This window comes from Rhodococcus globerulus NBRC 14531 (assembly GCF_001894805.1).
GTDB lineage: Bacteria > Actinomycetota > Actinomycetes > Mycobacteriales > Mycobacteriaceae > Rhodococcus_F > Rhodococcus_F globerula.
Window position 1 is genome coordinate 125741 of the sequence record NZ_BCWX01000007.1, and the last position, 25980, is coordinate 151720.

The window sequence follows — 25980 nt, forward strand, 5'->3', positions numbered from 1 at the left end:
TGATTCTCGAAGGTCCCGCCGCAGTTTCGTGTGCGGCGGGACCTTCACGTCTTCAGATCGACTGCAATTCGAGCGACGCTGCTCGCCCAGCGACTAACTCCTCGAGGTCCGTGACTGACTTTCCGGCCAACGTCGCCCACAGGACAACGCCTGGATCTTCCCTCAGACTCACCATGTTCGGCACGCCCACTGCGACGGCGCCCGCGGCAATCGCCGACGCCAATCCCGGAATCGAGTCCTCGATCGCCACAACCCGATCCATGGAAATCGGGCCGGTCAGCGCCGAGAGATCTGTTCTGGCCCGCAAGTACGGCTCCGGGTGCGGCTTACCGTGCTCGACCATGTCTCCGGTAACCATCAACTGAAATGTTCCCGGTGGGAGCGCGCTCGCAACAGCCTCCGCCAACGGCGCCTCGCTCATCGTCACCAACACACTGGGTATTCCGGCGTCGCGAACCTGCGCCAACAACTCACGGGCACCCGGACGCCACTCGATGGACTGCCGAACACCCGCCACGACGGCGGCCACCAGTTCATCGACTATCTCGCGGATCGTGAGATCCGCCCCCGCCGCGCGAAGGATCGCAGCAGAGTCGGGCAAGGCCTTCCCCACCAGTGCTGTTGCCTGTTCGTCAGACCACTCCACCCCGTACCTCGACATCAAGGCACGCTCCGCCGCAAACCAACTCGGCTCGGTGTCCACCAGTGTGCCGTCCATGTCCCAGAAGACCGCTTGCAGCATCAGGACTTTCCTTCCTCTTGTAGCTCAACACGATCGGATCCAACGACGCGCACCACAACACCCTGTGCACGGATATCCTCGATAATCCCCAGTGGTGCACCGTCATCGGTGATCAACTCGTCGATCACGTCCCAACCACACACTCGATGTAGCGAGGTGTGCGCCAATTTGGAACTGTCCATCAGGAGAACCCGCCGACCGGCACACCGAATCATCTCCGATTTGAGCCGAACGACTTTCTCTTCCTGGTGATACATGCCGTCGCGATCAGCACTCGACGTCGAGAAGTACAGAGCGTCGACGCGCAGTTCGCGCACGGCCTTGGCTGCACCCTCGCCGACAAACGATTCATGACCGGAATCGAAGTCGCCGCCGATAGCGGTCACCGAAATGCCGGTCACTTCGGACAGTTCACGAAGTGAGGGCAGATAGTTCGTCACAACCCGAAGTTCTTCGATCTCGATCAAGTGGCGGATCATGTGGGAGGCGGTGGTGGAATCGTCGAGCATTATCACCTGCCCCGGAGCAACCTCGGTGGCAGCAGCAGCGCCGATCGCCAACTTTTGTTCGGTGGCGATGCGACGCCTCAGCGGTGCTGCAATCTCGTAACTGCTGGTTCGTTCGATGCTGACTCCGCCCCTGAACTTTCGGACTATTCCGCGGCGTTGAAGTTCGTCGAGATCACGGTGGACCGTCATCAACGACATATCGAAGTGAGCGGCCAGCGATTGTGCGGACGCCGATTCATCTGCCATCAAGCATTCGAGAATGCCGTCCAGCCGTTCTTGCCTGGTGTGGGTGATCAATCGTCGACTCATCCAAGACCTTGCTGTAGCTGGTGTGATTACGAGTCATTTATATCACTCTTCCTGATATGAATGCTCGATGAACGAGTCGAGAAGCTTAGGCATGACAAACTGAAACTTCAGCTCGGTCACCGCCAGAACCGCAGACGCATAATTAACTAAATCTGCTGTGTAACAGCAGATTTAGAACGTCTCGTGGAGATTTCACACTCGCGAAATCTGCCCGTTTCGACCATTTGACGACCATCCGCACGAGTGAAACGATCACTGCGATCAACGAAGACGTAACACCGTCGATGTGATCTTCACCGTCTCGCATCAAGAAAGCGACACCCCCGGAAGAAATGGTCTCGACATGTCGTTGACAACTCAACGCCCGGCACCGCCGACGGTCTCCGCCCCTGTGAGTCGCGGATCAACCCGGGGTCGCCCTACCCGAAGGCGTGAACGCAAGGGCTACAAGCTCTTTGTGCTCTTCACCTTCCCGAACCTGCTGCTGATAGCGGTCTTCGCATATTGGCCCGTTATCGGCAACATCTACCTCAGCCTCACTGAATGGGACATGATCGCGCCGACGCCGCTGTTCGTCGGCGTCGACAACTACACGAAGTTGCTGCACGATCCTGCGTTTCTCCGGGTGTTACGCCTGACCTTGGTATGGGTTGTTGCGATTGTCGGCATCAGCCTGAGCGTGGGACTGGCCCTGGCGTGCCTGTTCAATCGCCAATCACGAGGACGCGCAGCCGTTTCCGCTTTGGCATTTTCGCCGCACATCCTCTCGGGCGCGGCGGTGGCCGCGATCTGGTTGTTCATCTTCGATCCGAACTACGGACTGTCCCGAGCGCTGTTCGGGTTGTTCGGAGCAGATTCACCACACTGGACAACCTCGAGTTCATGGGCGATGCCCGCGCTGATCATCGTCTCGATCTGGAAAGGTGTCGGCTTTGTAGCCATCGTCTATCTAGCTGCGCTTCAGTCGATGCCGGCCGACGTCCTCGAGGCGGCACGTCTCGACGGGGCAGGGGCATGGCAGACATTCCGCCACATCACCATGCCGCTACTCTCACCGACAACGTTCTTCCTCCTGATCACCCAGGTCATCAGCGCCTTTCAGTCCTTCGACGTCATCGCGATGATGACCAGCGGCGGACCCGCAGGCGCCACAACCACTCTCAGCTGGTTCATCTACCAAGAAGGATTCAAGGCCTTCAGTGCCGGCACTGCCGCCGCCGGATCCATGGTGATGTTTGTCGTCCTGATGGGCGTCACAGTGTTCCAAATGCGATTCGTCGAGAAGAAAGTGCACTACTGATGTCCGCACCCAGCAGAACGACAACCCCGAACAAGACGCGCATTCGATTTCGCTTGTCCTGGATCGGACTGGTTGTTGTCGGCCTCGTCTTTGCCATCCCGTTCTACTGGATGATCTCGTCGGCGTTCAAGCCGGAGAGCGAGATCTACCAGTGGCCACTGCAATTCGTCCCCAGCCGTCTGGCGTGGGAGAACTTCAGCCACGCGTGGAATGCCGTTCCGTTCGGCGACTTCTTCGTCAACTCACTGATCGTCACGATCGTCGGTGCCACTGCGAAGGTCACCTTGGCAGTGTTCAGCGCCTATGCCTTTGCCTTCCTTCCCTTTCCCGGCAAGAAGTGGATCTTCCTCGCGGTCCTGGGAGCCTTGATGGTGCCGGGGCACGTGACACTGTTGCTCAACTACATCACCATCGGCAATCTCGGAATGATCAACACCTACGCGGGGATAATCCTGCCTGGACTCGCGAGCGCATTCGGAACATTCCTTCTACGCCAGCACTTTCTGAGTCTCCCGAAGGAAGTCATGGAGGCTGCAGAGCTCGACGGCGCCGGACACATCCGCAAGCTGTTCTACTTTGCATTACCGATGTCAGTTCCGGCGGTTGTCACCGTTGCGCTGATCGCTGTCATCGACGAGTGGAACGACTTCATCTGGCCTCTTCTCGTCACCAATTCCGTTCAGATGCGCACTCTTCCCATCGGTTTGATGGCACTCAAAGAGAGTGAGGGTGTTGACAACTGGGGCGCGATCATGGCCGGAACCACCATGGTTGTCCTCCCCATGCTGTTGCTCTTTCTCTTTGCCCAGCGGTTCATCGTTGCCGGGCTTGCCGGAGCGTCCGTTCGACGCTGATCAGTTTTCCGACCTTCCCCTGCCAGTTCAGCATCCTCCAGGAGATACCCATCATGTCGTTTTTTGCCCGATCAGGCTCCGCGCAGAAACCTGTGAACATCTCTCGCCGCAGCTTTCTCACTGCTGCCGGTATGACCGCGATCGCACTCCCCGTACTCGCGGCGTGCGGAAACGCCGGCGGCACGGCTTCGTTCTCAGCACCGGACGTCAAGGCCCCCAGCGAATTTGCCGGGAGGACCAACGTCGTCATCTGGAGTCCGTGGTCGGGCAACAACCACGAGGTCTTCACCGGAGTCGTCGACGGATTCAACCGCTCACAATCCGATATCTACGCAGAAGTTCAGCAGTTCAACGGGTACGACGGCGTCACCGAGAAGATCGCCGCCGGACTCCAGGCCAGGCAGATCCCCGACATCGGCGTCTTCTCCGACGTCTCGTGGAACAAGTTCTTCCTCAACGACACACTCGAACCGCTCGGCGGATACTTCGACAACAACTTCGGTCCGAGCACGTTCAATGAGCGCCTGTTCACCGAGGGCGTTGTCCGCGGCGAGTCCTACTGGATCCCGTTCGGCCGATCGACACCACTGTTCTACTACAACAAAGAGATCTTCTCGTCCGCAGGTTTGCCGGATCGCGCCCCCGCCACCTGGGATGAATTCCGTTCGTGGGGAAAACAAATCACCGGCCAGAACTACAATGGTAATTCTCTGAAGATGCGCGCATACACCGGCGCCGACGACTGGTACATGCAGGGACTGCTCTGGAACTTCGGCGGATCGATCTCCGACGGACTCGACGTCACCGTGGACTCCGCAGCTGCAATTGCCGCCGCAGAGTTCGACCGGGCCGTGATCAACGACGACAAGATCGCGTACCTCGCGCAGGAAATCAACAATGACTTCATCAACGGCCAGGTCGCAACCATCACGAACTCCACCGGATCACTGACCGGACTGATCAAGGGCGCCCAGTTCGAGGTCGGTGCCGGCTTCCTGCCTCAACAGACCACACACGGCGTGCCGACCGGTGGTGCCGGACTCGGAATCATGAAGAATGCCAGCCCGGAACGCAAGGAAGCTGCCGCGCAGGTACTCGCGTATCTGTCCGGCGAGGAAGCGTCGTCGACCTGGACCGTCGGAACGGGATACCTGCCCTCGACAATCTCCGCGGCAAACTCCACCAAGGTGCGTCAGGTCATGTCCGACAATCCGAACTACAAACTGGCCGTCGACCAACTCGAGCTCGCCCGCCAGCCTGACGCCGTTCGACGGTACGTCCAGAGCACCATCACGGAAATGCGCACCGCAATTCAGAAGCTGTACACCGAAAATGCCGACGCCGGCGCAACTTTGAAGGCAACGGCAACCAAGCTGCGCGCAGACACGGAATCCGTGCGCAAACTCTACGAAAGCAAGGTGGCCTGACCATGCGATCCGAATCATTCACCTTGGTAGGCCATCGCGGCGCCATGGCTCACGCACCCGAGAACAGCATTGCGTCATTTCGTCTCGCCGAGGAGATGGGCGTCGACGAGATCGAACTCGACGTGCGCTTGACCGCCGACGGCGTTGCGATCGTGCTCCACGACGCGACGCTCGATCGCACCGCCGCCGACGATTCCGGGCGTGGGCTCGGACCCGTGGCGGAACTCACGTTCGACCAGATCAAAGACATCGAATTGGACTCCGGACGCGGCGTCCTGACCTTCGACGAAGCGCTCGACAACACCACGGTGACCTTGCAGGTGGAGATCAAGGCCATCGAGGTGGTGCCGGAACTCGGACGGATCGTGGTGGCGCGGCCGGAAGACGCTCAGCGCATTCAGTTCACGAGCTTCTCGGCCGAGGCTCTGCTCGCAGTTGCCGAGGCAGCACCGTTCATCCCGCGCGGATTGATCGTGTCGGCGTATCCAAGCGCCGACGCTCACCCGGCTGGTATCGAATCCGTTCTTGCGGCCACCGGTTCCGGCGCGTTCTACTGCGGCTGGGACGGCCTGACGGCCGACCTGGTCCGCGACCTCCATGAAGCCGGACTGCAGGTTCACGCGTGGCCCCTGCGCACTCCGGCAGATGCAGCACGAGCCCTCGAACTCGGAGTGGACGGCACGACCACGGATTTCCCGGGGGACGCCAGGGAGTGGCTCGACCGCACCTGACGGAATTACCCCCAGCGCGACTGTCCACCGTCGAGGGGGATGGTTGCGCCGGTCAGGTAACCGGCATCTTCGCCGACCAGGAAGACGACGGCACGCCCGATGTCGGTTTCGGGATCGCCGACGCGACCCAGCGGGATTCCCGCGACAAAGGCTGCCGCTTCTTCCGGGTTCTTGTCCATCCACCACTGCAGGGCCGGGGTCTGCGCGTGTGGCGCAACGTTGAGGACACGGATATTGTCCTTGCCCCACTCGCAGGCCGCAGCGCGGGTTAGTGCGCGCATGCCCTCCTTGATGGAGCCGTAGGCACCGTAGTTGCTGGCATCCCAGCGCACGGCCGCGGAGGTGACCATGTTGATGATGACGCCGCCGCCGCGGCTGTTCATGTGGGGATACGACGCCTGCATCATGCGCAGGGTGGCGAGCGGTCCCGTCGCGAAGGAGCGTTCGAAGTCTTCGTCGAGCACGCTGAGCAGCGGGCCGGGCTTGCAGTCGTTGGCGTTGTTGATCAGGATGTCGATTCCGCCGAACAGTTCGACGGTACGGTCCACGGCGGCGGTGATGTCGTCCTTCTTGCTGACGTCACACACGACTACCTCGCCGCGGGCACCGATGTCGGCGAGCAGCCCGCACGTGGTGTGGAGCTTGGACTCGGTGCGACCGGCTACCGCGATCTCGGCGCCTTCTTTCGCCAATGCCAAGGCAATGCCTTGCCCGATTCCCTGACCTGCACCGGTGATGAGTGCAACTTTGCCGTCAAGCGTGCCCATGTGATTGCTCCAATGTCCTGTTGCCTGCGGGGACTGGTCGATTCTGGTGACTGCCGGTGTTGGTCGTCTACACTCAACGAACTAAGCAACCAAGCATTTGCTTGACCCTATGACGACCGGCACTGTCGCGTCAATCACACTGGGCGGCAAATCGGCTCGGCCCCAACATCAGGAAGGCTCCACCGTGACACTCCCCAACCCCGTCGATTTCAGCGGACGCTCGGTGATCGTCACCGGCGGCACCAAGGGCATCGGCTTTGTCATCGCCGAAACCTTCCTGGCTGCCGGGGCAAACGTACTGGTCTGTGGCCGAAACGAGCCCGAAAAGCTCCCGTCGGCTGACGGACGCACTGCAGCATTCAAAGCCACGGACGTCCGCGATCCTGCAGACGCCGCAGCGCTCGTCCAGGATGCCGTCGATCGCTTCGGCCGACTGGACGTTCTGATCAACAATGCCGGCGGCTCCCCCGACGCCGACGCAGCCACCGTCTCCCCGCGCTTCGTGGAGAAGATCGTGGCGCTGAATCTGCTGGCCCCCTTCAACGTTGCTCAGGCTGCAAACGCCGTCATGCAGACACAGGACAACGGCGGCGCCATCATCAACATCGGCAGTGTCTCGGGCATCGACCCGCAGCCCGGCACCGCGGCATACAGCGCCGCCAAGGCCGGACTGTTGGTCCTGACAAAGGCTTTGGCGCTCGAATGGGCCCCCAAGGTCCGCATCAACCACATCACCACCGGCTTGATCCGCACGGAAGCAGCCGCAGAGGTCTACGGCGCAGACGGCGGCGCGGCCGTCACCGAGATCATCCCGATGGAGCGCATGGCCGTACCGTCGGACATCGCGAATTCCTGCCTGTTCCTGGCAAGTTCGCTCTCGTCGTACGTGACGGGAACCGACATCGCCGTCCACGGTGGCGGCGAATACCCGGCCCGTTACCTTGCTACCCACCCCGAGCTGTTTTCGCGAACCAGCTCGTAAGACCGAGCAGCCAAGGAAGCCCTCGAGCAATTGCTCGAGGGCTTCCTCGTTTTGTGTGAACAACTGCGGGGCGCGACGGGGGGGTCAAGCGCCCCGCAGTTGAGTCTGCGGATGCTAGCGAGCGGAGAAGCTCACTCGCGCACCGGAAATCGCTACCTGACCATCCTTGTGGACCTGGAAGGCCAGGTCGTCAGGAGTACCCCACGCAACGATGGACGGCGCCTCACCCGGATGAATGGCCGCCGCAAATCGACCCTCGAGGCTCACGAGGTCTGCCGGATGCACTCCGGCGACCCGGGCAAGCTCGAGTGTGCTGGCAGCCAACGTGCACAGGCCGTGCATGATCGGACGCGGCTGATTGATCCGTGCCGCGGCCTCTGGATCGATGTGGATGTGGTGCATGTCGCCCAGCAGGCGATACATCGCCGTCTGATTCTCCGCCGTGGTCAGCACACCGGTGAGTGAAGGCTCGCCCGTCGGCTCTGCGGGACGGGACGGCCCACGTTCTCCGCCGAATCCACCGGCGCCGGGAGCGAACAGCGACCAGGTCGCGACGAAGTACTCGCACTCGACCTTCACTTCGAAGACGGCTGCAGCACCCTTGTCCCACACCTCGCCGACCGAAGCCTTCAGCGTCACCTCACCGCTACGCGGAAGCGGAGCAAGCACTTTCAACTCTTGCGAGCCGTGCAGTGCCGTCGAGGTGTCGAAAGCGCCCGCCGAGCCCAGAGCGTCGGGAGCCCACTGCGCCAGTGTCAGAGCAAATGTCGGCAGCACCCGAAGCTGATCCTCGAAAACGAGGTCCAACTCGGTTGCCTTGGCGCCCACGGCAAGTGCGTACAGGATCGCGTCGCGCTCGGTGTACGACACGGTGCGGGTACCGAGATCGGCTCCGCGCCAATCGCCGGCAGTCTTCGCAGTTTCCGAAGTAGTCACGTTCAATTCCTCTCTCACACCACGCCGAGAATGAGACCACTGGTAGGTACTGCTGTTCCGGCAGTGACCAATACGTTCTCGACACCATCGGGCTGATTGGTCGACGTGCCACGAATGAGCCGCACACCTTCGGCAACACCGTTGACACCGTGCAGGTACGCCTCGCCGACCTGACCACCGTGAGTGTTCGCCGGCAGGCGTCCACCGAGTTCCAGGTTGCCTTCGCGGATGAAGTCCTTGGCCTCGCCGGGCTTGCAGAATCCCAGTTCTTCGAGCTGTGGGAGGACCAGCGGAGTGAAGTGGTCGTACAGGATCGCCGCGTTGATGTCGTCCGGTGTCAGGCCGCTCTGGCTGTACAGCTGACGGCCGACCAGACCCATCTCCGGGATACCCGTGATGTCGGGTCGGTAGTAACTGGTCATCATGTGCTGATCCTTGCCACTGCCCTGAGCAGCGGCCTTGATGAAGGCCGGCTTGTTGGCCAGATCCTTGGCGCGCTCAGCGGAGACGACGACGAGCGCCTGGCCACCGTCTGTTTCCTGGCAGCAGTCGAGCAAGTGCAGCGGTTCGGCGATCCAGCGGGAATTCTGGTGATCCTCGAGTGTGATCGGACGCTCGTAGAACCAGGCAGCCGGGTTGTTGGCAGCGTGCTTGCGCGCCACCACTGCAACTCGTCCGAAGTCCTCACTCGTCGCACCGTACTGGTGCATGTACCGCCGTGCGAACATAGCGACCCACTGAGCGGGAGTCGACAGGCCCTGCGGGGTCATCCACGCATAAGCCGCGCGGTCCGCTGTGGTTGCCATCGGGCGATCATGCTGACCCAGGCCGTAACGCTCACCGGAGCGCTCGTTGAAAGCGCGGTAGCAGACCACGACATCGGCGACACCCGTCGCAACGGCCATGGCTGCCTGCTGCACGGGGCCGCATGCGGCGCCACCGCCGTAACCGATGCGGGAGAAGAACTTCAGCTCGCCGAGACCACAGTTGCGAGCCACAATGGCTTCGCCGTTGGTTTCCGCGGTGAAGGTCGAAAGTCCGTCAACCTCGGACGGGGCGATACCCGCGTCCGCGAGTGCAGCGACGATGGCCTCACAGGCCAACTGCAGTTCGGTGCGACCGGAGTTCTTGGAGAACTCGGTGGATCCGATGCCGACGATGGCAGCGGCTCCTGAGAGCGGGCTGATCGCCATCAGGGCTTCCCCTCTTCTTTGAAAGCAACTGTGACGGTGCCGGATGCATGGTTGCCGAGGCTGTTTGCGCCCTGCACCTTGACCACGACAACACCGTCTTCCTTGGACACGACCTCACCGGTCATCGTCATGGTGTCACCCGGGTAGTTGGGCGCGCCGAGACGAATGGCGATGCGACGCAGGGTCGATGCCGATCCAGCCCAATCCGTGACGTACCGGCCGACGAGACCGTTGCTCGTGAGGATGTTCATGAAGACATCCTTCGAGCCACGCTCCTGGGCCAGGCTCGGATCGTGGTGCACGTCCTGAAAATCGCGAGTGGCGATTGCCGTGGCGACGATCAACGTGCGGGTCAGCGGGATCGCCAACTCGGGCAATGCCTCTCCGACAACGACGTCTGCGTAGCTACGACCGGCAAGAACGGTCATGCGAGCACCTCCACACCGGATGCGAGCTGCGCACCCAGACGCGCGAGATCGGAGCTGGAACCGCCGAGGGTGGCAGCAATCTGCTTGCCCCACAAGAGGTGACGGTGAACCGGGTAGTCGGTGTCGACGCCCATACCACCGTGGACATGCGTGGTGCGATGCACGACGCGCTGTCCGCCGTCGGTGGCCCACCACTTGGCGACGAGTACCGAGGTGCCGAGATCCAATCCCACGGAGATGCGCCATGCAGCCTGCCACAGTGTCACTCGCATCGCTTCGAGATCGATGTAGCAATCAGCGAGCTGGTGGTTGACCGCCTGGAAGGTCGCGAGCGGACGGCCGAACTGCATGCGGCCGTTCAGGTACGTGACGGCCTGTGCAACAGCACCGGAGCCGACGCCCCATTGAATTGCGGCCAATGCCAGCTCAACTCGGTCGATCAGCCACGGAACCGTGGTGCCGTCAGCCGCGCCGATCAGCTGCGCGGGGGCAGCGGCAAACGTGAGGTTGGCACAGATCTCGTGGTTGGTGGACTGCGTCTGCTCCACCGTGACACCGTCTGCATTCAGATCCACCAGCAACAGAGCCGTTCCCGTGGACGTGGTTGCCGAGACGAGCGCGAGGTTCGCGATGTTCGTGATCGGCACAACGGCCTTCTCACCGGTCAGCGTCCAGTTACCGTCGGCATCCTCGGCAGCCGTCGTCAGCGGGTCGCCGCCCGTGTACGGCCCGAATTCCTCGAGCCCGATCGTCAGGAATCGACTGCCGTCGGCAACACTCGGAAGGAGCTCTGCGCGAAGGGAATCGGAACCGAACTCGTTGATCGCCAACGCGGCGAGCGCCGTTTCCCAGATCGGTACGGCCGCAACGTGGCGGCCCTGTTCCTCGAGCAGGGTGTACAGCTCGGACAAGCCGAGTCCGCCGCCGCCGAACTCTTCGGGCAGGGCGATACCGAGCAAGCCGGTGGTCGCGAGTTCGCGCCACAGTTCACGGTCGACGCGCTCGGCGGAGAGTTCGATCTCCTTGGTGCGCTCGATCGTGGCCTTGCTGGTGAAGACCTCGTCGGCCAGTGAGCGAATCGCGTCCTGCTCTTCGCTGAAATTGAAGTCCATCAGTGCTCCTCGCGTGCGGCCGGCCGGAACGCGGGAAGCGTCAAATCCGGGTCGGCGTCGATCCAGTCAAGTTCCACGGGCATGTCGACCACGACATCTTCGGGCGCGATACCCACCATGTTGGCGATCAATCGGGTTCCCTCTTCGAGTTCGATGACCGCAACGATGAGCGGGTAGTCGAACGCGTCGATCTTGGGATGGTGATTGACCACGAAGCTGTACACCGTGCCACGGCCCGACGCATCGATCGTGTCCCACTCGAGTGACTGGCACTCGCCGCACATCGGTCCGGTGGGATGACGCAACGTCTTGCAGGACGTGCAGCGCTGGATCACCAGACGGTGTTCCTTGGCCGCTTCGAACCAGAAAGCGTTGTCCGCATTGAGAGCCGGACGCGGACGCAGTGCGCGCGGAGCCTCCGGAGCCTTGGCTTCCTGCGGTTTGAACCGCAGCGTCCGCCACCGCTGCGTGCCGACAACTTCGTCGTCGCCGTTGCGGTAGGTCTTGAGCGTCGTCACGAAGTGTCCGACGCCGAGTCCGGTCTTCTTTTCCGGGGAAATCGACTCGATGACCTCGGTGTAGTTCACACGATCGCCTGGGCGCAGTTCGCCGAAGAACTCCTGATCGGAATCGGTGGCGACGACGGAACTGTAGCCCGCAGCGTCGAGGGTGGCGATCAGATCGGTCCACACCTGTGACGGGTCGTTGCCCGCCATCTTGTCGGTGAACGTCCGCATGATCCAGACCTGAAGCATCTGAGCGGGAGCGACGACGCCGTCACGGCCGGTGGCGCGGGCAGCTTCGTCGTCGAGGTAGACGGGGTTGGTATCGCCCATGGTCTCGGCCCAATGCCGGATCATGGGGATGTTGACCTCGTCGGGTCCCCAGGTGGTGGGAACAAGCGTCTGGCCGACAAAAGCGTCGAGTTGCGCCGAAATGTCGCTCACTTGACCCTCTTTTCGCGAACGAGTCCCAAGCCGATGGTGCCGACCATGTCACGCAGAACCTCGTTGACGCCGCCACCGAAGGTGTTCACGACACCCTGACGCGAGATCTGCTCGATCTGACCGGCAAGCAAAGCGCCCGGAGACTCGGGACGGATGCGTCCGGCGGAGCCGAGAATTCCGAGCAGGGTGCGGTAGACGTCGACGTGAGTCTCGGTCCCGTATGTCTTGGTAGCGCCGGCGTCGGCTCCGGAGAGCGTGTCCTGTGCGACGGCTGCCGTCATCTTCCAGTTCAGCAGTCGCATGGCCTCGAGCTTGGCGTGTGTGCGAGCGAAGTCCTGCTGCACCCACGGGATGTCGATGGCGCCGTTTTCCTTGGCCCAGTCCAGGACCAGGTTCCACAGGCCGTAGGTGCGGCCACCGATGGCCGCCAAACCGATTCGCTCGTGGTTGAGCTGCGCCGTGATGAGCTGCCAGCCGCCGTTGACCTCGCCGACAACGTCCTTCGACGGGACGCGAATGCCGGAGTAGTACGTCGACGTCACCATCAAGCCGCCGACGGTGTTGATCGGTGACCACTCGAAGCCTGCGTCCTCCGTGGGGACGATCAGGATCGAGATGCCCTTGTGCTTGGGGGCGTCCGCGTCGGTGCGGCAGGCCAGCCACACGTAGTCGGCAGTGTTGGCGCCACTGGTGAAGATCTTGTTGCCGTCGACGATCCACTCGTCACCGTCGAGGACTGCACGGGTCTTGAGCGAAGCCAAGTCCGTTCCGGCCTCCGGCTCGGTGTAGCCGATGGCAAAAACGATGTCGCCGGCAAGAATGCCCGGCAGGAATCGTTCCTTCTGCTCTTCGGTGCCGTACTTCATCAATGTCGGCCCGACGGTATTGACCGTCACGAAGGGGAACGGCAATCCCGCGCGCTGAACCTCGTCGAAGAACACGAACTGCTCTTCGATGGAGCGTCCCTGGCCACCGAATTCCTTGGGCCAGCCGATACCGAGCCAGCCGTCCTTGCCCAGCAACTTCACGATTTCACGGAAGTATTCGCCGCCAACACCCTGTTCACCGGCAGCGCGGCGCTTCTCCTCCGGCAGCAGCGTCGCGAAGTACGCGCGCAGCTCCTTGCGGAGCTCCTGCTGCTCGGGCGATTCCCTCAGATCCATCGCGGTTCTCCTATGGCATTCATGGCTAGCAACTTTGATCTGGACGCTAACTAGATGCATCTTTGGGCGCTGAATGTGTCTCGTTGAGCGGGAAGGCGAAACATGAGCGCCGTCACATAAGGTGAAATGCTGCCATGGAACCTTCGGATCGGATCGCCCTCACCGACTTGGCTGCCAGGTACGCACAGGCAGTCGACCGACGAAATCCGGCTGCTCTCGCGGCTCTGTTCACCGAAAACGCCACCTTTGTCCTGCCGCCCGCATTGAACGGCACCGACGGGCCGACCGAAATTCAGGGCCGGTCGACTCTGTCCGATTCGATAGTCGGCGCCGTCGCACACCTGCACTCGACGCGGCACATCGTCGAGCAGCAAGTCCTCGATCAGGACAGCGCCACCACGGCCCACGGCGAGGCTTACTGCTCCGCGCATCACATCTATCCCCGCGGCGAGGGGTTCCGGAACAACCGAATCGAGATTCGCTACCAGGACAGTTTCGACAAGGTCGACGGCACCTGGCTGTTTTCTCGTCGCGAATTGGTTGTGGACTTCGCTGAGGACGTGCCGGTCATTCTGCTCGGCAGTTAAAGGCGAGCGTCAACTCGCCATCATGGCGATGGCCGTTCGCAACCCACGACGCTTACCCGTGTGCGGATCGACTCCGAATACTTCCTTGATGCCGCCACGAACGCGAAACTTCAACTCGGAGTGCGTTTCCGGTGCGTCGTCCTGGGAGGCGGAGAGAAACCTGTTGGGGAGCGACAACTTCCAGATGGTGCGCAATGTCAGTCCGTACTGCTTCCACAGCGGACCTGTTGTGTACGGGAGATCGTACTTGTCACATAATTCACGAAGTGGCACAGCGATTTCCGAGTATCGGTTGCTCGGCAAGTCGGGGAAGCAATGATGCTCGATCTGGTAGCAGAGGTTGCCGCTCATAAATGCCATGATCGGTCCGGCGTGAAAGTTGGCCGAGCCGAGCATCTGTCGTAGGTACCATTGCGCGCGCGATTCGTTCTCGAATTCCTCGAGAGTGAACTTCTCGGCTCCGTCGGGAAAATGCCCGCAGAAGATGACTGCGTAACTCCAGTAATTGCGAATGAGATTTGCGACGATATTTGCCGTCAGCGTGGTCTTCCACGCTGGGCCGGTCAGAGCTGGGAACAGAATGTAGTCCTTGGTCACCTGCCGTGCGATCTTCTTGCCGATTTCCTTTGCCATCTCGGATTTGTCGGACCACTTCACCTGCCCCTTGCGAAGTTTGTCTGTCTCTAGATGGTGAAGTGCGACGCCCCATTCGAACAGTGTTGCCAACGCGAAATTGGTGATCGGCTGGAATAGATAGTCCGCGTGCCACTTCTGATCTCGCGTGACGCGCATGATGCCGTAGCCCACGTCATTGTCGAGACCGACGATATTGGTGAACTTGTGATGGGTGAAGTTGTGCGAGTGCTTCCAACCCGACGATGGGCAGGTGTTGTCCCACTCCCAGTTGCTCGAATGAATCTCGGGATCGTTCATCCAGTCCCACTGACCGTGAATGATGTTGTGGCCGAGTTCCATGTTCTCGATAATCTTGCCGACCCCCAGAAGCGCTGTTCCCAGGATCCATGCGGGCTTCTTCTTGCTGGCAAACAGGACGACACGACCGGCCACCATGAGAGAGCGTTGAAACGCGATAGTTCGCTGAACGTATCGAGCGTCACGCGCACCGCGCTTCTCCTCGATGTCGAGCCGAATAGCGTCCAATTCACGCCCGAGCGCCTCGACGTCTTCCTCGGTGAGGTGCGCATATTCCTTGATATCGGTGATCGCCACTGTATTCACTCCTGTCGCGGGGCCGGTTCGTCGGACGGTACCCCCAAGAATCGCCGGTGAAACGTCGACTCGCGCGCTACGTGCGTCACCGCGCAATCTGTGCCAGCATCAATGAGCGTGAGCACCGACAACCAGATCACCATCCGAACTGCCACTGAAGCCGACTGGCCGGCGATCCAGTTGCTCGACTCGACTGGGTTCGGGTTTCATCCGTCGAGCGCCGACAAAACACTCACTCGGACGCTCTACCGCCCCGAGGACATCGTCGTCGCGACAGAAGGTGATCAAGTTGTCGGACTGGCCATCGAGTTCGACATGGAAATCACGGTTCCGGGCGGGAACCAGCTACCCACTCGCGGAATCACATGGGTGTCCGTCGCCCCGACGCACCGTCGCCGCGGAATCCTGCGCTCGATGTTCGTCCGGTTGCACCACCACATCGCGTCGACGGGTGCTCCCCTGGTAGCTCTGACGGCCAGCGACGCGCGTATCTACAACCGGTTCGGCTACGGCCCCGCAACCGTCAGCGAGAGCATCACGATCGATCGACGTTTTGCCGATTTCCGCCCGCAGGCCCCAACCGGAAGCGGCGTGCGGATCACCGACGCGCAGACCGCAGCCACGCTACTGCCCGCAATCTACGACCGCTGGCGCCTCGTCACTCCAGGCGCGCAAAGGCGTCCGCAGGCGCATTGGGATTTCACATTTGCCGACCCGTCCGACCATCGTGCCGGCGCCTCGGGACTGTTCTTTCTGACACATCCCGACGGCTACGTTTCCTACCGCCACCGAAGTGACGGCTCCGACAGCGTCGTCGACATCGCCGAGTTCGTTGCCATCAACGACGACGCCTACGCCGCGCTGTGGCGGACAATGTGCGGGCTCGATCTCGTGACCCGCATCGAAGCCGAGCAGCATCCTGAAGATCCGCTGCGACTGATGCTGACGGACTACCGTTCGGTGCGGACAACCCGTCGATCCGACCGTCTGTGGCTGCGAATCATGGATGTTCCAGCAGCGCTCGAAGCTCGTGAATATGTCGCTGACCTCGACACTGTCATCAAGATCGAGGATCCGTTCCTCGACTCCGGTGGTACGTTCGCGCTCAGCATTCGGGGTGGAAAGGCCACCTGCCGACCCACGGACGCCGACGCACAGATCACGATGCCGTCCGATATCTTGTCCAGCATCTACCTGGGTTCGCATCAGGCTCGAATCTTCGCGGCAGCAGGGCGCGTCCAGGCCTCCACCCCTCAGGAGATACGCGACTTCGACTTCGCTTTCGGCACCACGCGCCCCGCAGTCATGGGGTATGGTTTCTGACTTTCCGAACGCTCCGGCGCTTGCGATTTTTATGCCTAACGGCACCGACACGGTTAGCCTCGACCAATGGCGTTTGTAGGAAAACTGGTCAATTGGCTTCCTGAGAAGATTCTCGTACGGGTTTTGCCGCACGCGGAGATGCTCAAGTTTCTGGTGGTCGGCGGCATCGCCTTCATCGTCACCACGGTGTTGTTCTTCGGCATCAAGTGGACCGTACTGCCGCAACATCCGGTTACCGCCAACATCATCGCGGTCCTGGTCGCGACGGTCCTGTCGTACGTACTGAACCGGGAATGGTCGTTCGCTGAGCGGGGTGGACGCCAACGTCATCACGAGGCGGCACTGTTCTTCATCGTCGCCGGTATCGGCCTGGCCATCAACCAGGTGCCACTCTGGATCTCGAGCTACGTATTCGACCTCCGCCAGCCAAACGTCTCCGTATTGATGGAGAACTTCGCCGACTTCATCAGTGGCTCCATCATCGGCACGCTGCTCGCAACGGCCTTCCGTTGGTGGGCGATGCGCAAATTCGTCTTCCCTGAAGAGTCCACGAACGGCGAAATGATCCTCGATTCGGAAGCCACAGACGCTCCTTCACTCGACTGACGCCGGCAGCAACCGAAGAGCATCACGCATCGGCGAATTTCGTCAATATCTGCACTATTTCAACCTTCCCGAAAGGTGCAAATAACCCCGATCCTTTTGTGTAGCATTTCGCCAACAAAGCCTGTGGAATTGTTTCCACCGGGCTAGGTTCTCGCCGCACAAAAGAATGGAATCACAATGAGAGTGACTGTGTTTTCGTATATTTCGGGGGAATCGTCAACAAAGGATCGACATTCGAAACAAACCGTTTGTTTTCTCATCGCGTCCATCGTCATGGCGATGGGCGCACTGGTAGTTTCTCCTGCCGTGTCCGAGGCTGCCGTGATCGGCGCGGTCAAGACACCCAGTGGGCGATGCCTGGAAAACAAGTGGGGCGTGACATCGGACGGCAACCCGGTTCAGATCTACGACTGCAACGGCTCGGCCGCACAGATCTGGAGCGTTGAAAGCGATGGCACCGTCCGGGTACAGACGAAATGCCTGGGTCCCCAGGGTGGTTCTCTGGCGGCAGGGACTGCCCTGGTCATATCGAATTGCACAGGCGCAGCATTCCAAAAATGGACCTCCGGTCCCGGAGGTACCGTTCGAAGCCAGGTCAACGGACTCTGCGTCGAGAATCGCGGTGGTGTCAATGCAAACGGAAATCCAGCTGTCGTACAGGTATGCGATGGCACACAGGCGCAGAGTTGGTCGTACACCGGAGCCATCGTGACGCTTCCGTCTCCGTCAGGGGTTGCGGTACCGGTCGGCAATCTCAATGGATGGCGCCAGATCTTCTACGACGACTTCACCAAAGACGCTGCGCTGGGGACGTGGGCAAATACGTGTGATCCCAACAAGATCGTCTACACCGGCGCACAAGGGCAAAGGTGGCGAACATACCCGTCTTGTTATCTCGATACATATCAACAGCGGCCGTATCGCGCCGACCAAGTTCTCAGCGTCAAGAATGGCGTCCTCAATTTCAATCTGCACAATGTCAACGGGCAACCGGCGGGGGCAAGCCCGTCACCCGTCATCAACGGCCAGAATCAAAATCAAACCTACGGCCGCTATTCTGCGAGATTCAAGGTCGACAACCCGAATCTCAACGAATATTACGTTGCCTGGTTGTTATGGCCGCAGTCCGAAGTATGGCCGCGCGATGGTGAATTCGACTTCCCCGAAGGTGGACTGTCCGGCACTGCAGGCGGTTTCCACCACTACTCCGGTGCGGGTTCTTGCGTAGGCGGGTGTCAGGACCTCGCAACGGACATCGGAGCGCGGTTCACCGACTGGCACACATACACGATCGAGTGGTCGCCCGGGCGGATCAAATATCTACTCGACAACCAGGTAGTCCTGGAAAGCACGTCCTGGGTTCCGTCCACCCCGATGCGCTGGCAGTTGCAGACCGAGACAAAAGGCACGGGAACCAGCAACGGGAACCTGATGCTCGATTGGGTCTCGGTATATGCCTACGACACGAGCGCACGGCCGTAGCCTCAAACCAGAGAAGGTCCGCATGCCAGAGGCGCGCGGACCTTCTCGGTCGATTCGATGCGGAACTAGCTCAACCCACCGAAAACCACGACGAGACTGTTCACGGTGTTCGTCAGAGATTCGAACACGCCCTTGAGGACGAGGTCTGCGCTACCGACCGGGATCATGAGAATTGTCGAAAGGGAACCCATTGTGTGCCTCCATGATTGGACCAGGCCGAAGAAACCGGCCTTTTCGAGAAAATTGATCGCGCTCGGATAGAGCGCACGTTGAAGTGCGGTGGCGACTACTGGTAGTCACCGCAGTCCGGGCGCGCTATCAGCTACCGAACGCTCCACCGAGCACACCGAGGAGGTACTTGAACGCAGCCAAAGCCTGGCTCTGGGCAAGAAGATCGGCGATCGATCCCATGTGAAACTCCTTATGTGAAGGGTTGCTGTACTTGCGCTTTCGCTGGCCAAAGACAGCAAACATCGCTCGTGCCCGAGCTGTTCACCCGGGCACCATCGGATGCTAACACCGTGATCGAGAGCTGTGGGGTGCTACGAATTTGCCGTCAACTGCTCGAGTATTCGGCCTTCTCGTCGATGAACCCCAAGCTTCATTTCTTCTCGTGAAGCGTCGCCATCAGTTTCGGACCGTCCACCACTCGGCCGAGGAAGCGGTCGGCATCGGGGTCGGTTGCAAGCCAGACTGCGGCGGCTGCCGGAACCGACGCCGGTGTGGCGGCAAATCCTGCGTCCACGATCGCGTCCGCACCGCCGCGAGCCTTACCCGATTCCGTGATCACAAACCCCGGACTCAGATTGAATGCCTTGATACCGGCGCCGCGGTACTCCGAATTGATCGCACCCGCGATACGCCCGAAGCCGGCCTTCGACGCTGCATACGACAGGCCCCAGCCGCCTTCACCGGGAGGCGCCGGTGGGTCCATGGTGGCCGAACCGGATGCGAGACCGATGACAACACCGTTGCCGCTCTTGATCATCGACGGAAGGATCACCTGGACCAAGGCGAGCTGATGCAGATAGTTGCCGACAACCATTGCCTGGGCATCGTCGATCTCGATGTCGAGAATCCGGTCCATGTTGCCGACGGTCTGTGCATAGGCGTTGTTGACCAGCACATCCACCCGGCCCCACTCGCGCAGTACCTGCTCACCGGCCGCAACAACCGATGCCCGATCGAGGAGGTCCATCGGAACGGCCATGGCCCGCACGCCGCAGGCCTCGATTTCGGAAACTGTCGTCTCGAGGCTTCCGGTAACAGGGATAACCTGCTCGCCGTCGCGCGTTCGCGGTGCGGCTCTGCCTTCACCTTCACGGACGGTGCGGGCAGTGATCGCGACATCGAACCCGGCGCGAGCAAATGCCAGTGCACATTCGCGGCCGATACCGCGAGAAGCCCCGGTTACCAGCGCAACTCGGTTCACAGGAACCTCGAACGACCGTGAGTCTCGAACTCTTTCTCGAGGCTCTCGATATCAGCTTCTGTCATCAGCGTGTACTCGGGAGCGCCGCGGCCCACCCAGTGGTACACCGGCTCGTCGGTCCGCCAGCGATCGACCTGAAGGTCACGCTTGAGCACCTTGTTGGAACCGGTGACGGGCAGGTTGGTCGATACGCGAATGAAGCGCGGCGCCGACTTTGTTCCCAAATCTGCCTGTGCGGCAAGGTAAGCCGCAAATTCGACGGGGTCGAAATCCGCCAGATCCGCAACCTCGATGCCCGCCATGACCTGATCACCCGAGCGCGGGTCAGGTACGGCAAACACACCGGTTGCGATCACCTTGGGGTGGCGACGCAGGATGTGCTCGATCATCAGAGCCGACGTGTTCTCACCGTCCACGCGGATCCAGTCACCCTTACGGCCGGCGAAGTAGATGAATCCCGCTTCGTCGACGTAACCGAGATCGCCTGTCCAGTACCAACCGTCACGGATCTTCTCCGCCATGGCGTCTTCGTTCTTGTAGTAGCCCTCGAACTTCTGCGAACCTGCCTTGTCGACCATTTCGCCGATGGACTCGTCCGAGTTGAGCACATGGCCGTGCTCGTCCAGGATCGCGCGCGGACGCTCTTCCTTGGTGTCGGGATTGACGATGACGATGTTCTCGTTAGCCGGACGTCCCAACGCTCCCGCGGGCTGGTTCGGATCGAGAACCACCGAACCGGCGCCTTCGCTCGAGCCGTAGCCCTCGAAAAGCTGTGCGCCGAAGCGACGAATGAACTCGGCCTTGTCACCCGGCGACGCTTCGGTACCAAAACCGTGTGTAAGGGTGTTCTCGATGTCGTCGGACTGCTCCGGCGTCGCCATCAGGTAGCCGAGTGCCTTGCCGACATACGTGAAATATGTTGCGCCGTAGAACCGGACGTCGGGCATGAAGCCCGAAGCGGTGAACTTGCGAACGAGGCAGACCGTAGCGCCCTGCGACAGCGCGGGAGCCCACAGTGCCATCAGCGCGTTGCCGTGGAAGAGCGGCATGCAGCAGTAGCAGACGTCATCGCGATCGATGTCGTACTTGGCACAGTTCGCGTATGCCAGACGCGTCAGACGACCCTGGCTGCATCGGACAGCCTTCGACATACCGGTAGTGCCGGAGGTGAAGAGGAGAAGGAAAAGCGTCGACGCATCGACGCCCAGGTCGATCTGCGGCGTCTCGACGCGATGCGCAGCAACGGTTTCGGCATACGACGCGTCGTCGACGAGGATGAAGCGGTCGTCGGTCAGACCGAGATCGAGACCAGCGAGCTTCTCGTGGCCGGCCTTGTCGGTGACGATCATCTGGCAATCGACATACCGGACCTCGGCTTCGAGTTCGGCACCGCGACGAGTCGGGTTGATTCCGACGATCGTGGCGCCCGTCAGTGCGGCGCCGCCAAGCCAGAACAGGAACTCGGGCTCGTTCTCGAGGAGAACACCGATGTGGAAGGGGCCCGGCGCGCGAAGCGACTTGGCGTACGAACCGCGGGCGGCACTTTCATGGACAACCTCGTCCCACGTCCAGTCCTGAGTACGCGTCCGCAGTCCCAGATGCTGATCACCGACACGATCGATCAACATCTGTGCGACGTCCGCGCGCTGCGGAGTGGCAACGGAACTGCTCGGAGGTGCTTCGGTGGCGGTGTTCGTCATCGTGATCCTGTGTCCTACTCGAGAGGGAGGGAATTCGTGTGCGCTCACGCTCATTCCTTCGGCTGCGATTCTTTCGGAACGCTAACTGCGCGTTATGTCAGTAACCCGCTCAGTCTCGCTCAGTGGTAACCGCCCCACAGATAGGATTGTCCCGTGACATTTTGTGACGTGAAAAGCGCCACAATACGAAAGGCCATTCCATGACTGCCCCCGCAGATCCGCAGTTGCTCCTGGACCAGGCGGTCTCGCGCCTCACCGGTCCCGGTGGGCCGTTCGAGATCGTCGAAGAAGAGGTTCTCGGCACCGTCATGCCCGTGATGAAGAATCGCGGACATGCCATCGGTGAGCTCATCTCCGCGTCCCGGGCCTGGGGCGACGGCGACTATCTCGTCACGAGCGACCGTCGGATTTCCTTCACGGAGCATGCCGACGCTGTAGCCGCGCTGGCGACTGCGCTTCGCGACAAGTACGGCGTCCGCAAGGGCGATCGAGTGGGAATTCTTGCCGCCAACAACCCTGAATGGGTCATGACCTTCTTCGCGACGCAGGCACTCGGCGCCATCGCGGTCGGTCTCAACGGCTGGTGGGTTCCGCGCGAGGTGACACACGGCATCGAGCTGTCGAGCCCGAAGGTGCTGGTAGTCGACGCCAAGCGCGGCGCTGCGCTTCCCGAACTGCCGGCAAGCATCAGCGTTCTGACCATGGAAGAGGATCTGCCCGCACTCATCGCCGAATACGCCGGCGCAGATGTACCCGCCACGGACATCGACGAGGACGATCCGGCTGTCATCCTTTTCACCAGTGGCACCAGCGGCCGCCCCAAGGGCGCCCTGCACTCACACCGCAACGTGATGGCTGTTGTCGACTACCACAAGTACAGCGACGCCATCGGCGCTGCGTTCACGGGCCGCGAGTACGACGGCTCCAAGCCCAGCCCGCTCCGCTACCTCCTGACCTCTCCCCTGTTCCACATCGCGAGCCTCCATAACCTGGTCATCCCGCGTCTGGCTACCGGCAGCGCTGTCGTGATGATCGACGGCGGCTTCGACGTGGACAAGGTGCTCGGATTGGTCGAACGCGAACGCATCACCAACTGGGGCGCGGTTCCCACCATGGCGTCGCGGTTGCTCGAACACGGCAACATCGGCAAGTACGACGTGTCCTCGCTGACGGCATTCTCCCTGGCATCGGCGCCGTCGTCGCCCGCGTTCAAGGAACGCCTCAAGGAGCAGGTACCGTTCGCCCGCAACGCCCTGGTCGACAGCTACGGCCTCACCGAGTGCAGCACGGCTATCGCCGTTGCCGTCGGAGCTGAGCTCGAAGAGTTCCCCGGGACGCTCGGACGTCCCATCATCACCGTGTCCATGGAAATTCGTGACCCCTTCGGTGAATGGCTGCCCGACGGCATCGAGGGTGAGGTCTGCGTGCGCAGCCCGTTCGTGATGCTCGGTTACTGGGAGAACGAAGAAGCCACCGCTTCGGCAATTTCTCCCGGACGCTGGCTCCGCACCGGCGATTTCGGCGTGATCGAGAACGGTCGCCTCCGTCTGACGGGACGCCGGTCGGATCTCATTCTGCGTGGCGGCGAGAACGTCTACCCCACAGAGATCGAACAGACCCTCGACGAGCATCCCGACGTCATCGAATGCGCCGTTATCGGTTCGCCTCACCCGGACCTCGGCCAGGAAGTGTCAGCAGTTGTCGTTCTGCGCGCCGGTGCAGTCACCACCGAGGAAGACCTCCGCGAATTCGCGGCTGAGCGTCTGTCGTACTTCAAGGTGCCCTCGAAGTGGCGTATAACCGGCGATCTGTTGCCCCGCAACGCAACCGGAAAGATGGTTCGCCGCGAGATCACGGTATGACCGAAGAGCTGTCACGGATCGTCGCCGAGTCGGCGATCCGTGACCTGCTCTGCGAGTACACGCACCTGATCGATCAGGGTAGGTTGCGTGATGTCGCATCATTGTTTGCGCACTCCGATTACGGCCAGTGCGGCGCGGACGGTGTTGCAACAACTCTGATTTCGTCCGATGCCGACGCTGTGTTCGCCGCGTGCAGCAGCTTCATCCGGATGTACGGCACTCCCGCGGTCCCGCGAACCAAACACCTGCTGACCAATACCCGTATCTCGGTTGACGGGAACGAAGCGTCGGCACTGTCCTACATCACGGTTATCCAGGGCACCGAAGATTTTGCCCTGCAACCCATTTTGTCCGGACGCTACTTCGATCGATTCACGTGTGTTGACGGATCGTGGCAGTTTGCATCACGGCTTTTCTGCATGGACAACATGGGTGATATGTCTGCTCATGCCAACCGGTCACTCTGAGCACATCTCGCAGCACCTTCAACGGGGAGACGAACGATGTTCAAGGCAATCGCGCTACTCACTCGTAAGCCGGGACTCACGAAAGAAGAGTTCATCGACTACTACGAGAACAACCATGCCCCACTGATTGCCGCAACCTTCCCGTCGATCATCGAGTACCGGCGGAATTACCCCGATCTCGCTCAGGCTCTGCGCGCAGACGGCGTCCCCGACCCGGCTTTCGATGTCATCACCGAATTGTGGTTCCACGACAAGGCCGGGTACGAAGACATGCTGGCCACTCATGCCCGCCCGGAGGTCGGCGATCGAATTCGGGCCGACGAATCCAACTTTCTCGATCAAAGCAAGATCATTCAGTTTGTTACCGACGAGCGCGAATTGCCGCAGAGCTGAGACCCGCCCGTCGTTCCCGCAGATTTTCGGAAAGGACTGTTTGCATGGAAATCGGTGTCAACGTATTGGGCCTCGAGGCACTGTTCGAGGGAAAGATCAGACCGGTTCTCGATTTCGCCGCTGCCGCCGATCGGGCCGGCGTCGACTTGATCTGCACCGGCGATCACCTCGGGTTCAATGCTGACGCTCATGCGCAGCGCGTCAGCGAACACAACTTCCTGTTCCCGCTCGATCATCCTTGGTACGAGCCGATTTCGCTGCTCTCCTCGATTGCTGCAGTCACCGAACGCGCTCGCCTCGGAGTGTCGGTTCTCATTGCAACGGTTCGACCACCGGCACTGCTCGCCAAACAAGTCGCCACCCTCGACGCACTGTCGGACGGACGCGTGACCATGGGCTTCGGAGTCGGGTGGCAAGAGGCCGAATACACCGCCACGAACATGCCTTTCGATGCCAGATTCGGGCGCATGGAGGAAACCGTCGCAGCGTGCCGTGAACTCTGGACACAGGCTCCCGCCAACTTCAAGGGGCGCGACTTCTCCTTCGAGAACTACCACAGCATTCCGCTCTCGACCCAAGACCGCGTTCCTGTCCTCTTCGGGTTCGGGCCCAGCCAGCGGAACTTCGACCGCGTCGCACGTGTCGCCGACGGCTGGACCGTCAACCCTGCCGATTTGGATACATTCACGGACAGCGTTGCGCTGCTACGCAACACATTCGAAGCTCACGATCGCGATCCCGATACCGCGCGCGTGCAGGTGTCTGCATCGCCGGTTCGTCGTGACAACGGAACCGTCGACCTCGAAGCCACTGCTGAGAAGGCTCACGACTGGTCCCACCGCGGCGCATCCGTCGTCGTCTTCCGTCCGGTCGTATTCGACTGTGCCAGCGAAGAACTACCGGAACTGCTCGACTGGATGATCAGCGTCAAGGAGTCCTGAAATGGAACAGCAATTGCAGGATCTGCTGGACAAGCAGGCTATTCGTGAAGTCGTTTTGACGTATGCCCGAGGCATCGACCGGCTCGATTTCGATCTCGTTCGCAGCGCCTATCACCCCGACGCCATCGATCATCACACCGGATTCGACGGCAACATCGACGAATACATTGCCTGGGTGAAGCCCAAACTCTCCGTCATCGGCGGCACCATGCATCACATCGGCAACCACCTCGTCGAGCTGCACGGCGACCACGCGATCAGCGAGGCATACTCGATGTCAACGCATTGGGGCGGTCCCGAAGGCGTCGGAATGATCAACTTCACCAGCGGCGCACGCTTCATCGACCACATGGAGCGTCGAAATGGGCGTTGGGCAATCAAGGAACGATGGGCCGTACGCGAATGGACCCGCTCCGACGAAGGCCGATTCGTGAATCCCGAGAGCGCCGGCCCCCGAGGACGACGCGATGATTCAGATCCGTTGGCCGCCTTACGAAAAACTCTCCCCATCTAGTCTGCGTGAACCCCGCGAGTCTTTGAACCGGCAGGTTCAATCC

Annotated in this window: 27 protein-coding genes; 14 read left to right on the top strand and 13 right to left on the bottom strand. The window is 61.0% G+C overall.

The annotated features are described in order from the left end of the window. Positions 1 to 52 precede the first annotated feature (52 nt). Together RG2_RS27280 and RG2_RS27285 are read right to left on the bottom strand one after the other, a co-directional pair. Entirely contained in the window at positions 53 to 742 is a 690-nt protein-coding gene (locus tag RG2_RS27280) for an HAD family hydrolase (RefSeq protein WP_033236636.1), read from the bottom strand. After that, positions 742 to 1560, bottom strand: a complete 819-nt coding sequence (locus RG2_RS27285) for a DeoR/GlpR family DNA-binding transcription regulator (protein WP_045064910.1) — start codon at positions 1558 to 1560, stop codon at positions 742 to 744. Before RG2_RS27285 ends, RG2_RS27280 begins: the two co-directional genes overlap by 1 nt. Positions 1561 to 1903: 343 nt before the next feature. Here RG2_RS27285 and RG2_RS27290 point away from each other — a divergent pair, with 343 nt between their 5' ends. The 4 genes from RG2_RS27290 to RG2_RS27305 are packed head-to-tail and all read left to right on the top strand — an operon-like array spanning position 1904 to position 5872. Continuing rightward, a complete protein-coding gene (locus RG2_RS27290) occupies positions 1904 to 2860 on the top strand; it encodes a carbohydrate ABC transporter permease (protein WP_051730728.1) in 957 nt (318 codons plus the stop codon). Beyond that, positions 2860 to 3714 carry a carbohydrate ABC transporter permease gene (locus RG2_RS27295; protein WP_033236635.1) on the top strand — a complete coding sequence of 285 codons (855 nt, stop codon included), beginning with the start codon at positions 2860 to 2862 and terminating at the stop codon, positions 3712 to 3714. The genes RG2_RS27290 and RG2_RS27295 overlap by 1 nt, the downstream gene beginning before the upstream one ends. A 53-nt stretch (positions 3715 to 3767) precedes the next feature. Continuing rightward, the gene (locus RG2_RS27300) at positions 3768 to 5141 is read left to right on the top strand and encodes an ABC transporter substrate-binding protein (protein WP_033236634.1); all 1374 of its coding nucleotides are present in this window, start codon (positions 3768 to 3770) and stop codon (positions 5139 to 5141) included. A 2-nt stretch (positions 5142 to 5143) separates the two neighbouring features. Continuing rightward, positions 5144 to 5872, top strand: a complete 729-nt coding sequence (locus RG2_RS27305) for a glycerophosphodiester phosphodiesterase (protein ID WP_033236633.1) — start codon at positions 5144 to 5146, stop codon at positions 5870 to 5872. A 5-nt stretch (positions 5873 to 5877) separates the two neighbouring features. On the opposite strand, the gene RG2_RS27310 is transcribed toward RG2_RS27305, so the two are convergent. Further along, positions 5878 to 6639, bottom strand: coding sequence for an SDR family NAD(P)-dependent oxidoreductase (locus RG2_RS27310; RefSeq protein WP_033236632.1), 762 nt, complete (start codon positions 6637 to 6639; stop codon positions 5878 to 5880). Positions 6640 to 6823: 184 nt separating this feature from the next. Between RG2_RS27310 and RG2_RS27315 the strand changes: the two genes are divergently transcribed. Further along, entirely contained in the window at positions 6824 to 7621 is a 798-nt protein-coding gene (locus RG2_RS27315) for an SDR family oxidoreductase (protein WP_033236686.1), read from the top strand. Positions 7622 to 7735: 114 nt separating this feature from the next. Here RG2_RS27315 and RG2_RS27320 read toward each other — a convergent pair whose 3' ends face one another. From RG2_RS27320 to RG2_RS27345, 6 genes are read right to left on the bottom strand one after another with little or no spacing between them, the layout of a single operon-like run. Then, positions 7736 to 8557, bottom strand: a complete 822-nt coding sequence (locus RG2_RS27320) for a MaoC/PaaZ C-terminal domain-containing protein (RefSeq protein ID WP_033236631.1) — start codon at positions 8555 to 8557, stop codon at positions 7736 to 7738. A gap of 14 nt (positions 8558 to 8571) precedes the next feature. Further along, positions 8572 to 9750, bottom strand: coding sequence for a lipid-transfer protein (locus RG2_RS27325; RefSeq protein WP_033236630.1), 1179 nt, complete (start codon positions 9748 to 9750; stop codon positions 8572 to 8574). Beyond that, entirely contained in the window at positions 9750 to 10178 is a 429-nt protein-coding gene (locus RG2_RS27330; RefSeq protein WP_033236629.1) for a MaoC family dehydratase, read from the bottom strand. Before RG2_RS27330 ends, RG2_RS27325 begins: the two co-directional genes overlap by 1 nt. After that, positions 10175 to 11290, bottom strand: coding sequence for an acyl-CoA dehydrogenase family protein (locus RG2_RS27335; RefSeq protein ID WP_033236628.1), 1116 nt, complete (start codon positions 11288 to 11290; stop codon positions 10175 to 10177). Before RG2_RS27335 ends, RG2_RS27330 begins: the two co-directional genes overlap by 4 nt. After that, positions 11290 to 12237, bottom strand: a complete 948-nt coding sequence (locus RG2_RS27340; RefSeq protein ID WP_033236627.1) for a bifunctional MaoC family dehydratase N-terminal/OB-fold nucleic acid binding domain-containing protein — start codon at positions 12235 to 12237, stop codon at positions 11290 to 11292. The genes RG2_RS27335 and RG2_RS27340 overlap by 1 nt, the downstream gene beginning before the upstream one ends. Then, on the bottom strand, positions 12234 to 13400 hold the full coding sequence (locus tag RG2_RS27345) for an acyl-CoA dehydrogenase family protein (RefSeq protein ID WP_033236626.1): 1167 nt from the start codon (positions 13398 to 13400) through the stop codon (positions 12234 to 12236). Before RG2_RS27345 ends, RG2_RS27340 begins: the two co-directional genes overlap by 4 nt. Before the next feature lie 134 nt (positions 13401 to 13534). Between RG2_RS27345 and RG2_RS27350 the strand changes: the two genes are divergently transcribed. After that, a complete protein-coding gene (locus RG2_RS27350) occupies positions 13535 to 13987 on the top strand; it encodes a nuclear transport factor 2 family protein (RefSeq protein ID WP_033236625.1) in 453 nt (150 codons plus the stop codon). Positions 13988 to 13996: 9 nt separating this feature from the next. Here the strand turns inward: RG2_RS27350 and RG2_RS27355 are convergent, their stop codons facing one another. Beyond that, the gene (locus RG2_RS27355) at positions 13997 to 15217 is read right to left on the bottom strand and encodes a fatty acid desaturase family protein (RefSeq protein WP_033236624.1); all 1221 of its coding nucleotides are present in this window, start codon (positions 15215 to 15217) and stop codon (positions 13997 to 13999) included. Between the two features lie 111 nt (positions 15218 to 15328). On the opposite strand from RG2_RS27355, the gene RG2_RS27360 reads away from it, so the two are divergent. The 3 genes from RG2_RS27360 to RG2_RS27370 all read left to right on the top strand — a co-directional run bounded on the left by RG2_RS27360 (position 15329) and on the right by RG2_RS27370 (position 18628). Then, complete coding sequence (locus RG2_RS27360) at positions 15329 to 16540, top strand: enhanced intracellular survival protein Eis (RefSeq protein WP_072782759.1); 1212 nt, start codon at positions 15329 to 15331, stop codon at positions 16538 to 16540. A gap of 66 nt (positions 16541 to 16606) precedes the next feature. Then, a complete protein-coding gene (locus RG2_RS27365) occupies positions 16607 to 17146 on the top strand; it encodes a GtrA family protein (protein WP_033236623.1) in 540 nt (179 codons plus the stop codon). Positions 17147 to 17425: 279 nt separating this feature from the next. After that, positions 17426 to 18628 (top strand): ricin-type beta-trefoil lectin domain protein, encoded by a 1203-nt coding sequence (locus tag RG2_RS27370; RefSeq protein WP_230590376.1) that lies wholly within the window; start codon positions 17426 to 17428, stop codon positions 18626 to 18628. Positions 18629 to 18693: 65 nt separating this feature from the next. On the opposite strand, the gene RG2_RS32470 is transcribed toward RG2_RS27370, so the two are convergent. The 3 genes from RG2_RS32470 to casI form a co-directional block, all read right to left on the bottom strand. After that, positions 18694 to 18819, bottom strand: coding sequence for a hypothetical protein (locus RG2_RS32470; protein ID WP_255285241.1), 126 nt, complete (start codon positions 18817 to 18819; stop codon positions 18694 to 18696). A 410-nt stretch (positions 18820 to 19229) separates the two neighbouring features. Continuing rightward, positions 19230 to 20060, bottom strand: a complete 831-nt coding sequence (locus RG2_RS27375; protein ID WP_033236622.1) for an SDR family NAD(P)-dependent oxidoreductase — start codon at positions 20058 to 20060, stop codon at positions 19230 to 19232. Next, positions 20057 to 21688, bottom strand: coding sequence for a steroid-22-oyl-CoA synthetase (gene casI / locus RG2_RS27380; protein WP_033236683.1), 1632 nt, complete (start codon positions 21686 to 21688; stop codon positions 20057 to 20059). The genes RG2_RS27375 and casI overlap by 4 nt, the downstream gene beginning before the upstream one ends. 272 nt (positions 21689 to 21960) lie before the next feature. On the opposite strand from casI, the gene casG reads away from it, so the two are divergent. From casG to RG2_RS27405, 5 genes are read left to right on the top strand one after another with little or no spacing between them, the layout of a single operon-like run. Further along, positions 21961 to 23622: a steroid-24-oyl-CoA synthetase gene (gene casG / locus RG2_RS27385; protein WP_033236621.1), complete on the top strand. Its 1662-nt coding sequence runs from the start codon at positions 21961 to 21963 to the stop codon at positions 23620 to 23622. Beyond that, entirely contained in the window at positions 23619 to 24089 is a 471-nt protein-coding gene (locus RG2_RS27390) for a nuclear transport factor 2 family protein (RefSeq protein WP_033236620.1), read from the top strand. Before casG ends, RG2_RS27390 begins: the two co-directional genes overlap by 4 nt. Before the next feature lie 36 nt (positions 24090 to 24125). Further along, the gene (locus tag RG2_RS27395) at positions 24126 to 24482 is read left to right on the top strand and encodes an EthD domain-containing protein (protein WP_033236619.1); all 357 of its coding nucleotides are present in this window, start codon (positions 24126 to 24128) and stop codon (positions 24480 to 24482) included. A 44-nt stretch (positions 24483 to 24526) separates the two neighbouring features. Beyond that, positions 24527 to 25423 carry a TIGR03619 family F420-dependent LLM class oxidoreductase gene (locus RG2_RS27400; RefSeq protein ID WP_033236618.1) on the top strand — a complete coding sequence of 299 codons (897 nt, stop codon included), beginning with the start codon at positions 24527 to 24529 and terminating at the stop codon, positions 25421 to 25423. Between the two features lies 1 nt (position 25424). Then, entirely contained in the window at positions 25425 to 25937 is a 513-nt protein-coding gene (locus RG2_RS27405) for a nuclear transport factor 2 family protein (protein ID WP_033236617.1), read from the top strand. The last annotated feature ends 43 nt before the right edge of the window (positions 25938 to 25980 follow it).

Coding starts and splice junctions, on each gene's coding strand:
- RG2_RS27280 (WP_033236636.1), bottom strand. CDS start 742: ATGCTGCAAGCGGTCTTCTGGGACATGGACGGCACACTGGTGGACACC.
- RG2_RS27285 (WP_045064910.1), bottom strand. CDS start 1,560: ATGAGTCGACGATTGATCACCCACACCAGGCAAGAACGGCTGGACGGC.
- RG2_RS27290 (WP_051730728.1), top strand. CDS start 1,904: ATGTCGTTGACAACTCAACGCCCGGCACCGCCGACGGTCTCCGCCCCT.
- RG2_RS27295 (WP_033236635.1), top strand. CDS start 2,860: ATGTCCGCACCCAGCAGAACGACAACCCCGAACAAGACGCGCATTCGA.
- RG2_RS27300 (WP_033236634.1), top strand. CDS start 3,768: ATGTCGTTTTTTGCCCGATCAGGCTCCGCGCAGAAACCTGTGAACATC.
- RG2_RS27305 (WP_033236633.1), top strand. CDS start 5,144: ATGCGATCCGAATCATTCACCTTGGTAGGCCATCGCGGCGCCATGGCT.
- RG2_RS27310 (WP_033236632.1), bottom strand. CDS start 6,639: ATGGGCACGCTTGACGGCAAAGTTGCACTCATCACCGGTGCAGGTCAG.
- RG2_RS27325 (WP_033236630.1), bottom strand. CDS start 9,750: ATGGCGATCAGCCCGCTCTCAGGAGCCGCTGCCATCGTCGGCATCGGA.
- RG2_RS27330 (WP_033236629.1), bottom strand. CDS start 10,178: ATGACCGTTCTTGCCGGTCGTAGCTACGCAGACGTCGTTGTCGGAGAG.
- RG2_RS27335 (WP_033236628.1), bottom strand. CDS start 11,290: ATGGACTTCAATTTCAGCGAAGAGCAGGACGCGATTCGCTCACTGGCC.
- RG2_RS27345 (WP_033236626.1), bottom strand. CDS start 13,400: ATGGATCTGAGGGAATCGCCCGAGCAGCAGGAGCTCCGCAAGGAGCTG.
- RG2_RS27350 (WP_033236625.1), top strand. CDS start 13,535: ATGGAACCTTCGGATCGGATCGCCCTCACCGACTTGGCTGCCAGGTAC.
- RG2_RS27360 (WP_072782759.1), top strand. CDS start 15,329: ATGAGCGTGAGCACCGACAACCAGATCACCATCCGAACTGCCACTGAA.
- RG2_RS27365 (WP_033236623.1), top strand. CDS start 16,607: ATGGCGTTTGTAGGAAAACTGGTCAATTGGCTTCCTGAGAAGATTCTC.
- RG2_RS27370 (WP_230590376.1), top strand. CDS start 17,426: ATGGGCGCACTGGTAGTTTCTCCTGCCGTGTCCGAGGCTGCCGTGATC.
- RG2_RS32470 (WP_255285241.1), bottom strand. CDS start 18,819: ATGGGTTCCCTTTCGACAATTCTCATGATCCCGGTCGGTAGCGCAGAC.
- casI (WP_033236683.1), bottom strand. CDS start 21,688: ATGTTGATCGATCGTGTCGGTGATCAGCATCTGGGACTGCGGACGCGT.
- casG (WP_033236621.1), top strand. CDS start 21,961: ATGACTGCCCCCGCAGATCCGCAGTTGCTCCTGGACCAGGCGGTCTCG.
- RG2_RS27390 (WP_033236620.1), top strand. CDS start 23,619: ATGACCGAAGAGCTGTCACGGATCGTCGCCGAGTCGGCGATCCGTGAC.
- RG2_RS27395 (WP_033236619.1), top strand. CDS start 24,126: ATGTTCAAGGCAATCGCGCTACTCACTCGTAAGCCGGGACTCACGAAA.
- RG2_RS27400 (WP_033236618.1), top strand. CDS start 24,527: ATGGAAATCGGTGTCAACGTATTGGGCCTCGAGGCACTGTTCGAGGGA.
- RG2_RS27405 (WP_033236617.1), top strand. CDS start 25,425: ATGGAACAGCAATTGCAGGATCTGCTGGACAAGCAGGCTATTCGTGAA.